Below are 7,380 nucleotides of genomic sequence, written 5' to 3' on the forward strand. Positions count from 1 at the left end.
GAGTAAAGAGTTCGCACATTATTGACGGTCGAGTTAGCCACTCAACACTTTTGGAAATCTTTACAGATGAAGGTGTTGGAACGCTGATTACTAATGACTAGTACTTAGTGTGCTGAGCGGTCAGTAATTATGGCCGCTTGATTGTTTTAAATAAGCGTACTTGATGACTCTTTGCTGTCAGAACCTACATTTGAACCGCCCACAACTTTATTCTTTCCTGAACGTTTTGCCTCGTGCATGAACTTATCAGCTTTACGAATTAGCTGCTCTGCACTCTCTCCATACTTGTATACGGCGACACCGATCGAAGCTGTGACAGTTCCTAGTTCAATCTTTTCTGCGCTGTCTGATAAAGTTTGTTTCGATAAGCGCTCACGAATATTCTCAGCGACAATGTAAGCTCCTTCGCAGGCCGTTTCAGGCAGTAGAATTGCGAATTGTTCGCCAGCAAACCGAGCAACCGAGTCGCAGCCCTTAATGTTGTTTTTTAAGAGTGTCGCGACAAAACGAAGAACTTTGTCGCCAATTGTATGACCAAATTGTTCATTAAAACGCTTGAAATCATCCAGGTCGATTAACAGTAGGCATAATGGTTTCTTCTCGGCTTTGCTGGAAGAAATAAAGTTTTCTATCTCCATATCAAAGGCACGGCGATTGTTCACCTTTGTGAGGGAATCTGTTGTTGCTTCAGAGTTAAGCTTTGATACTTCGGCCCTGAGTTTTTTCATTTCAAGCGCCATGCTTTCAAGGGAAGTTTGCATACTCTGTGTAGCGCTTTCACGCTTCTTGGTTTCATCTAGCAGATGGCTAATGAGTGACTTTATATCACTGATGTCACTGGCACCTTCCATTTTCTCAGAAAACGACGATAAGGTCTGCGCGTAATCAGTTAGTCCGTGACCCTCCTTATTAACTTTGTTGAGAAAGTTATGAATAATTTCTTTAACACTATTGCTCAGCTTATTGACTGCAGCTTCGTGGGCGTCTGAAATATATTTCTCATAGAGTGATTGAAGGGTTTCCGTGGTATAGCTTGTCTTCTTAGCATCCAGTTCTTGAATTGCTTTGCTAAGTTCCGGGTTGTCACCCACGACGAACTCATACCAAATCGCATAATTATTAGGCGTAGTAGCGATATTTCGTTTGTTCATTTCCGGCAGCGTTTTTTTCAGAAGGTCTACTGCTCTGGATACATCATCTGAGTGCTTCATGGTAAGGGTCTAACTTCGACTTTAGCTATATAAATGGTGAAATGCTGAATTGGCAGTGATTAACCCATTAATTGCCTACAGCTTATAGATTTTAGCTTAGACCTAAATATCTGAAGATAAAGTTAAATTCTTAGAATATTTGCTATAGTTTGTATACGAAGTTGGATAAGTTACTTGGAACATAAGAAATGATTAAGAAGTTAGGGGCTTTATTGATTCTTGGGCTGCTCCTTGTAGCAGGCATCAAGGCCTATGCCACGTACTCTGCGATGCAGTTTATAGAAAGTTTTAAACAAGAGCATAGTAAAAGCCTTTCGTTAAGCTATTCCTGGCTATCGGTTGACTTTGAAGGGAATATCCATTTTGAGGGACTTGTTTTAACGCCTTTTAGTTTGAAGCGTCCGATTAATATAGACAAACTTACGCTCGGTTTAGGCAATGCATCTTCAATGATGACAGCCTTGCCTAGCTTAAAAGTAGGCAAATTGACTGCTCCGATTTCAATGAGCTACTCTGGCTTGCGAATGCCTTTTAAGGGGCGCGGTCTTGATGAATGGATGGCTCTGTTTATTGGCGATAAGGTGTTGGTTCCAATGAGCTTGTTTGCTTGCGGAGATCGTTCATCTCTGGATTTCTCAGCTTTAAAAGCCATGGGGATAGAAGAGCTATCGGCTTCGGGTCGCATCTATTATGAGCAAGCCCGCGGCAAAGATATGATTACGCTGTCGATAGACATCGATAAGATCGGAAAGTTAGAGTTGGCCCTAAGTCTGGATTTGGAAGGGCTTAATACCGTAATTGAAACGGGAAATGTGTCAGCAATAAATATTCATAACCTAGAAATGAGTCATTTAGATGCGGGCTATGCTCGTCGTATGGTGAACTTATGCACGGAAGAGAGTGGCTTAGAGCCTGAGGCCTATGCAAAACATGCTTCTCAAGCTTGGCGAATAGGTATGGCGGGGATAGGAATGCTGGCAAATGAGGCTGTCGAAGATTTATATCGTGATAAATTGTTGCAAGGCGGTGTCTTGAAGTTAAAAGTTGAACCTCCTGTGCCGATAAGGTTGGGAGAGTTAGAACGACTTTATGATCAGGAACTAGTGTCTAGTCTAGCAATAAGTGCAAATATCAACGGCAAAATGAGTCAATCGTTGCAGCTGTTTTTAGATGGCAGTTATTATCGGCCTGAGCCAGTGCTTGAAGAGAAACCTAAAAAACCAGAGAGCAGCGGTCAGGCGACAGTGGTTTTGAGTAATTTACGCTATCAGCCAACTGATATTATGGTTTTATCCGAATTCGTCGACCGTAAAGTAAGAATTGAACTCAAGGATGGCAAAACCTACCAGGGCTTGTTGAAATCTGCTGACGAACAAAAAATTGAAGTGACGCTTATTTTTGGCGGTGGGACTGCAGATTACTTTTTTGCTAATGAGAAAATAGAACTCGTCGAAGTTTGGCGCTAATACGCTGCCAACTCAGGTATTCATAAATAGATGACTGAAATGAAAGAGTGGGTGAGCTGGTTTAGAAATGCTTCCCCCTATATAAATGCTCACCGTAATCAGGTTTTTGTGCTCGCCCTAAGCGGAGAAGCGCTAGCAAACCATAATCTGGCGAATATTATCAATGATATTAGTTTGCTAAATAGCTTGGGTATTCGCTTGGCTATTGTTTTTGGGGCTCGTCCGCAAATAGATGAGGAGCTTGCCGACCGGGGGATACGTTCAAAATTTCACTTGGGCCTTCGTGTAACGGAAGAAAGAATGATGCCTGCGGTGCTTAAAGCCTACGGAAGACTTCGTTCGGAGCTCGAGGCTCGCCTCTCTATGGGGGTTGTGAATTCGCCAATGCACGGGGCTAAAATTCGAGTAGTCAGTGGCAATTTTGTTATGGCAAAGCCTCATGGTGTGAGTCGAGGTGTCGATATGGGCCATACGGGGCATGTCAGGAAGATTGAAGTCGAGGCTATTACCCAGAGCTTAGAGTCAAGCTCAATCGTTTTGATTCCTGCAACTGGGTACTCTATGAGTGGTGATATTTTCAATTTAAGCTACGAAGAGCTCGCAGGGGACTTAGCGGTAAGGCTACAAGCAGATAAGCTGATATTTCTAGGTAGTGAAAGCCCTATTTCGACAGAAAAAGGCACAGCAGTAAAGCAGCTGACGGCTGAAGAGGCCTTGTCTCTTGTCGACACAAAACGTGCTGGTACTGAGCTAATTGACGCGGGTACTCCCTTGAATTTGCTATATTCCGCTGCGATAGCTTGCCAGGCTGGTGTGACTAGAGCTCACTTGCTTGGTTATGCTCATGATGGTGCTTTGCTTGAAGAGTTATTTACCCGAGATGGTCATGGCACAATGGTTAGTGTCGAAGTCTTTGACCAAATAAGGCCAGCGAGACTGGAAGATACGAACGGTATTTTGAACCTGATTCGTCCTCTTGAAGAGCAAGGCTATTTGGTTAGACGCTCACGAGAGCTACTTGAGACGGAATTAGATTATTTTCTGGTTGAGGCTCGTGACAACGCGATCATAGCTTGTGTTGGTTTATATCCTTTTACTGAAGACAAGGCCGGTGAACTCTCGTGTTTCGCGGTCGATCCGGATTATCGACAAAAAGGCCGTGGAGATCGTTTGTTAGAAGCTGTAACAGATAGAGCAAGGTCTCTAGGCTTATCCCGTTTATTTGTGTTAACAACTAAGACTGAACAATGGTTTAAAGAACGGGGCTTCGGCTTGAGTTCTTCAGAGCACTTGCCTGGCGGGAAAAACTATAACTCTAGCCGCAATGCAAAAGTATTGATGAAACAGATTTAGACTATTCATGGACCATATTAATCGAACTCAACAACAGCGGATTACGCAATGAACAAGAGTCAGGAACGTCGCTCAAGTATTCGTCGACCGATTCATCATGAGGCAATACTGCACTTAGGTAAAACCCACCATGTTCCTTGTGTGATTGCAGACTATTGCCCTGACGGTATGTTTCTCAAATTTGATCGTGAGTATATCGACTTTTTGGCCATACTTAGAAAAGAAGATTTACTGGACCTTTCTTTTAAGGACTTGCGTGGTAAAGAGTTTCACATCGGTGCGCATCTCGCACATATGATGACAGGAGCTTTTGGTATTCGCTTTACTGAGCGTAAACCTCAAGCTATCCGTGCTTTGGTTGCTATGAACCAGGGTGCACGTTCGGCACCAAGCGAAGAGAGCAAAAAGATTGTTGAGGAGTGTATAGAAAGGATTCATAGCACGACACTTCCCTTAATGACAGACCTTTGGCCAGTTTTAATTGAGGAAATAAAGCAAGCTTCAATACAGGCCCAAAGTGACCAAAAAGCCAATGAGCTAATGGCCGCTGCTGAGAAAGTAGAGAAGAGTCAGCGTGAACTGCAAGCTGGTTTTTCAATTGGAGTGCAAGATCCTTTAGGGGCATATCAAGAGCATCTGGATATGTCTACAAAAATGAGCGATACCCTATCGCTTGTCGATAAAGGTGACTTTGAAGACTGGTTGACTTCAAGGGTCTTGATTACCAAATGTGAAACTCAATATCGTGCCGAATTATTACCTCTTAAAGTCCGTTTGGATGCGGTAGGAATTGGTGATAAAAACCATCACCAAAGTGTTTTTGGCCCAGCATTGTTGGTGAGTGCTTTTCATGCCGCCGTTATACCTCTGCGCTTGGGTGGGGCACTAGAGAAACTGGTTTTCAAGGTGTTTGAAAAGCAGGTAATGACGTCGCTTGATAGTTTGTATTTAGGTTTAAACCAGATTTTGGTTAACCATAATATTCTACCGAATATGGATCTGGCTAAGGCAGTCAAGTCACGTGCAGAAGCTAAACCTAAGCGATCAAAACCAGAGCCCTCTCAGGAGAAAAGACCGCAAGAGCAAGAAAATTCAGCTCAGGGTGGTTCTGCAGGTGGGCCTGGTGTGGCGGGAAGGCCAGGCTATGTGCCGGAAGCGTCCCCTATGGCAGCCAGTTTAGAAAGCCAAGCAAGTTTAGCTACCTCCGCTGAAACTCAACAAAACCAAGATGCCTTGGGAGCGCCAAGTGCCCCGTTAGAAGAGCAGCGTTCTTCCTTTATCGAATCTCTTGGTGGTGGAACCGGGCAAGCTGATACTCAAAGCGCTGCATTAACAGCGCCGCCTTTTCAGTCCGCAAGCTCTCCTTCAGGTGCGGCTCCAGGTCTAGGAACACTATCCGGTCAAGCAAATCAAATGGGTGGCGATAGTCCATTCCAACAAAATCAGGCAGAAGTGCAAAGTGCGCTAAATAATGTTGTGGGTTTGATGCGATCTTTGCGGAAAAAATCAGCTGAACAGAGTCAGCGCTTAGGTGAGGCCAGCGCTCCACTAGAGAATTACTCGCAAGGAGAGTTCACCGAAGGCCTTGCTGAGCTTCAAGGTGCTAGTGATGCTGACAAGCTGGAAGAACGCCCTAGCTTGATGTCCCGAGTAGAGGAGAGCTTCAAACAGCAGGGAACTGAAAAAGCACTCGATGAGCAACAGAAGGTTGCTATCGATGTCGTAGATCGCTTTTTTTACAGTATGCGGAATAACCCCCGTATTAGTTCTGAAGCAAAACAGCACCTACTTAAACTTGAAGTACCAGTACTGAAAGTGCTACTGAAAGATGAGCGTTTCTTTGAAGATCATAATAGCTCCGTCAGAGCTGTTATGAACCGTATTGCTCAGCTTGGCGCAAAAGGTGTTACCTTGAACCCTGCAAGCCGGCGAAAGGTGTCAGAATTAGTAGAGCAGATTGTTGAGCAGTTTGAACAAGATACTGAAATATTCGATAGCGTCCTGGCAGAATTGGACCAATTGATCGAGAAGCAAAACAAGCTATATGTTAAGAATGTAGAGCGAGTGGCAGCCGCTGCTGATGGTGTGCATAAGGTTGATGAGGCCAAGGTTGCGGTTGCAACAGCACTTAATCAACGTTTTGCTGGAAAGCAGGTTCCATCAGCCGTTAGTGTGTTGGTTGAAAATGGCTGGAAGGAACTGCTGAACCTCACCCATATAAAATATGGTGAAGATAGTGAGCAGTGGCATACTTATTTATCGGTTCTTGATCGTCTAATTGCTTTTGGAGACAATCCTGAAATCCCCGTTGATGCTAAGAAAATTATTCCTGTTATTCAAGAAGGTCTGAAACAGGTATCGGGAACGAATGAAGCGTCTGGCACTGTAAGAGAGTCGTTAAAGCATCTTATTCAAAATGCGCCACGTGGTTGCCATAATATGGTGCAAGCTAAGTTACAAGACCTGCCAGAGACTGAAGATGACTTGGTGCAACGAAACCTTACTAAGTCTCAAGAGCTCAAAACCTGGATTCTAAAAGCAAAATCTATTGAAACGGGTACTTGGCTGCAACTTGAGCGAGAAGGAAAGGAACCGCAATACATGCGCTTGGTCTGGATAGCGAAAGGCTATAGCAAGTTCGTATGTGTAAACCATCAGGGTATGAAAGTTATTGAGCTGGGCTTACTAAAGTTTGCGACGTACCTAAGAGACCGGCGAATATCTCTGGATTTTGATTATGAACTACCCATGGTTAACCAGAGCCTCGACAATATGGTTGCCGAGGTTTACGACAAGATAGCGTATGAGTCGAATTATGACGAAGGTTCAGGCCTAATACGTAAATCAGAGTTTTGTCGTCAGGTTAGAACCTTGATGAAGAAAGGCAAGCGAACTGCAGAGTGTTACTTACTCTATATTCGTTTTTACGATACCAAAACAGATGATGCAGCAAGTTTGGAGCCGAGTTTCGCTAAGGATGTTGCAGGTCAATTGAGTGGTATGCTTGGTGGTGGTGTTTTAGGGCGGGTTAATGATTCTGACTTCGTCTTATTTACGGTTGACCATGGCGAAGAGTTTTTAGGTTTGCGGTGCCAGGATACGCTGGAGACTCTATGTGAGTCTGAAGAGACTGCATTGTCAGTGTTGATTGGTGAAAGTAAGGCGCATATGGGGTTTTATAACCCAGAGTCAATGATTCGTGCTGCATTAGAGTTAATTGAAGAGAGCTTTGCCCGAATACATCAAAGTGATGAGGGTGTCGATGGATCAGATTCAGAGTATCGAAATGAGCTTGAAGACGAGTTTGCCTCGGATGGCGTTCGTGTTAATGAACCAGAGCCTGTCGCCAA

At 44.1% G+C, this 7,380-nt stretch carries 4 protein-coding genes and 1 pseudogene; 4 read left to right on the top strand and 1 reads right to left on the bottom strand.

Going from position 1 to position 7,380, the window contains the following annotated elements; all coding sequences use genetic code 11:
- Positions 1 to 101 (top strand): annotated as a pseudogene (locus tag A3757_RS27825) (acetylglutamate kinase); the annotation flags it as partial.
- A gap of 45 nt (positions 102 to 146) precedes the next feature.
- Here the strand turns inward: A3757_RS27825 and A3757_RS24365 are convergent.
- A complete protein-coding gene (locus A3757_RS24365; protein ID WP_068554556.1) occupies positions 147 to 1,211 on the bottom strand; it encodes a GGDEF domain-containing protein in 1,065 nt (354 codons plus the stop codon).
- A 188-nt stretch (positions 1,212 to 1,399) separates the two neighbouring features.
- Between A3757_RS24365 and A3757_RS24370 the strand changes: the two genes are divergently transcribed.
- From A3757_RS24370 to A3757_RS24380, 3 genes are all read left to right on the top strand, one after another.
- Positions 1,400 to 2,677, top strand: a complete 1,278-nt coding sequence (locus tag A3757_RS24370; protein ID WP_068554558.1) for an LSM domain-containing protein — start codon at positions 1,400 to 1,402, stop codon at positions 2,675 to 2,677.
- A gap of 30 nt (positions 2,678 to 2,707) precedes the next feature.
- A complete protein-coding gene (argA, locus tag A3757_RS24375; protein ID WP_197470293.1) occupies positions 2,708 to 4,030 on the top strand; it encodes an amino-acid N-acetyltransferase in 1,323 nt (440 codons plus the stop codon).
- Positions 4,031 to 4,078: 48 nt separating this feature from the next.
- Positions 4,079 to 7,380 (top strand): DUF1631 family protein (locus A3757_RS24380; protein ID WP_068740447.1); only part of this gene is annotated, 3,302 nt, incomplete at its 3' end.

It is taken from the genome of Oleiphilus sp. HI0117 (assembly GCF_001635235.1).

Excerpts from the sequence above, each read along its gene's own strand:
- argA (WP_197470293.1), top strand. The coding sequence starts at position 2,708 with ATGACTGAAATGAAAGAGTGGGTGAGCTGGTTTAGAAATGCTTCCCCC.
- A3757_RS24370 (WP_068554558.1), top strand. The coding sequence starts at position 1,400 with ATGATTAAGAAGTTAGGGGCTTTATTGATTCTTGGGCTGCTCCTTGTA.
- A3757_RS24365 (WP_068554556.1), bottom strand. The coding sequence starts at position 1,211 with ATGAAGCACTCAGATGATGTATCCAGAGCAGTAGACCTTCTGAAAAAA.